This is a genomic window from Arthrobacter sp. 2MCAF14 (assembly GCF_052115645.1).
Taxonomy (GTDB): Bacteria; Actinomycetota; Actinomycetes; order Actinomycetales; family Micrococcaceae; genus Arthrobacter.
This window is the reverse complement of the sequence record NZ_JBFRHB010000089.1, coordinates 1-2,434: the sequence shown is the minus strand read 5'-3', so window position 1 is coordinate 2,434 and position 2,434 is coordinate 1. Positions and strand designations below refer to the sequence as shown.

Here is a 2,434-nt window from a genome sequence, read left to right as displayed (position 1 = left end):
ATGGCGGCGGCGCTGATCAACAACCCGCGGATCCTCTTGATGGATGAGCCGTTCGGCGCCCTCGACGTGCAGACCAAGGCCATCATGCAGAACGAGCTGCTGCAGCTCTGGGARGAACTGCGCCCCTCTGTCCTGTTCATCACGCACGACCTCGACGAGGCCGTGGCCCTGGCCGACAAGGTGGTCATCATGACCAGCAGCCCGGGCACGATCAAGGATGTCTTCGACATCGATCTGCCCAGGCCGCGTGGAGATGTCCAGAAGATCCGGCACGAGGAACGTTTCCTGGAGCTGCAGGGCCAGATCTGGGAGTCCCTCAAGGACGAAGTCACCCGCGCCTACAAGCAATCGGCGGGTGCAGCAGCATGACAACCACAATCAATAGAGGTGCTCCCGTGCAAGATCAAGCACAAGCGCAAGCGCAAGCGAGTGAGCTGAAGGCCTCAGCCCGGCGTTCCCTGAACCGCCGCACCACCTGGGTCTGGGCCGGCCGTGCCATCCTCGCCGTCGTCGTGATCGGTGGCTGGCAGTGGTTCACCACGGAGGGCTGGGTGGACAAGTTCTTCTTCGGCCAGCCGACCGAAATCTGGAACAGCCTGGTCAATCTCTTCACCCAGGGCACCGCGTTCGGCACCATCTGGGAGAACCTCGGAGTCACCATGCAGGAAGCGTTCATGGGCTTCGCGCTCGGAACGCTCGTCGGCGTCGTCCTGGGCCTGCTCCTGGGCTCGAACAAGTACCTCTCGGCCGTCGTCGGCCCGTACATCCGGATCGTGAACTCCATCCCCAGAATCGTGCTCGGCTCGATCTTCATCGTCGCGTTCGGCCTGGGCACCTTCCCCAAGGTGCTGCTCGCGGCGGTCCTGGTCTTCTTCGTCGTCTTCTTCAACGCCTTCCAAGGCGTCCGTGAAGTGGACCAGAACCTGGTCGGAAACGTCCGGGTCCTGGGTGCATCACCGCTTCAGGTAGCGATCCACGTGACCATCCCGTCGGCCATGACCTGGATCATCGCGAGCCTGCACACGGCGTTCGGCTTCGCGATCATCGGCGCACTCGTTGCTGAAGTGCTCGGCGCCCAGCAGGGAATCGGCTTGATCATCAGCCAGGCACAGGGRACCTTCGATCCCAACACGGTCTTCGCCTGCATGGTGATCATCGCAGTCATCACCCTCGGCGCCGAAGCCCTCCTCACGCTGCTCGAACACAAGCTGCTCAAATGGCGGCCGCCGAACCGTTCCGAAGCCCAGGCCATCTGATACCCGCCCTCTTCCCGTCCACTTACCCCAACACTCGGATCCCTCACAATAGAAGGAAAAGCACAACCATGATGAAGAACAAGATCTACGCCGTCGGCGCTGCCGGAGTGATCGCCCTGAGCCTGGCCGCCTGCGGYACCGGTTCCGGGAGCGGCRGCRRCAGCACCGCAAGCGGCAGCGCTTCCGCGGACACCGCCTCGATGCCCACCGTGAAGATGATGGTCGGCGGCATCGACAAGCAGATCTACCTGCCCTACCAGCTCGCAGAGCAGCTGGGCTACTACCAGAAGTACGGCGTCAAGGTGGAGCTTTCCACCGAGTCCCAGGGCGGCGTYGGCGCCGAAGACGCSATGGCMTCCGGGCAGGTGGACATGGCCGGTGCGTGGTACGTCCACACCGTGGACTTCCAGTCCAAGGGCAAGAACGTCATCAACCTCGTGCAGCTCTCGAGCGCCCCGGGCGAACGCATCATGTGCAGCCCCAAGGCGAACGTGAAAACGGGYGCTGACCTCAAGGGCAAGACCGTCGGCGTCACCGACCTCGGCTCGGGAACCGATGAGCTCACCCAGTTCATCGCCGCAAAGGCCGGCCTCGCGAAGAGCGATTACCACACGATCGCCGTCGGCGCCGGAGCAACCGCWATCGCGGCCATCCAGCGCGGGTCCGCTGACTGCGTCATGACCACCCAGCCGACCGTGGGCGCCCTTGAGAACAAGAACCTCGCCGTTTCCGCGATCGACCTCGCCACCTCTGACGGAGCCAAGGCAGCGCTKGGCGGCACCCTGCCCTCGGCCGGCCTTCTCGCCCAGTCGGACTGGGTCAAGACCCACGAGGACGCAGCCCAGAAGGTCGTCAACGCCCTCGTCGACACGATGCACTGGATCAGCACCCACTCCGCCCAGGASATCGCCGATAAGCTGCCCCAGTCCTACGTCCAGAACAGCACCATCTCCAAGGACCAGTACGTCGCCGCGCTGAACCAGGACAAGGGCCAGTTCCTCCCGGACGGCCTCATGCCCGCAGGCGGCCCCAAGACGATCTTCGACGAGGAAAAGACCATCGGCGTTGACACCTCCAAGGTCAACATCCCCGACACCTTCACCCAGAAGTACGCCCAGGCCGCGCTCAAGCTCGAGGGCTACACCGCCACCACCACCCCCGCCGGCAACGACGGCTAA

The 2,434-nt window shown here is 63.9% G+C and carries 2 protein-coding genes and 1 pseudogene; all 3 read left to right on the top strand.

All coding sequences use genetic code 11. The features are described from left to right. A pseudogene (locus AB4074_RS24660) lies at positions 1–369 on the top strand (nitrate ABC transporter ATP-binding protein); the annotation flags it as partial. Positions 370–395: 26 nt separating this feature from the next. Next, the gene (locus tag AB4074_RS24655) at positions 396–1,256 is read left to right on the top strand and encodes an ABC transporter permease (protein ID WP_441415727.1); all 861 of its coding nucleotides are present in this window, start codon (positions 396–398) and stop codon (positions 1,254–1,256) included. 68 nt (positions 1,257–1,324) lie between these two features. Beyond that, positions 1,325–2,434 (top strand): ABC transporter substrate-binding protein, encoded by a 1,110-nt coding sequence (locus AB4074_RS24650; protein WP_441415726.1) that lies wholly within the window; start codon positions 1,325–1,327, stop codon positions 2,432–2,434.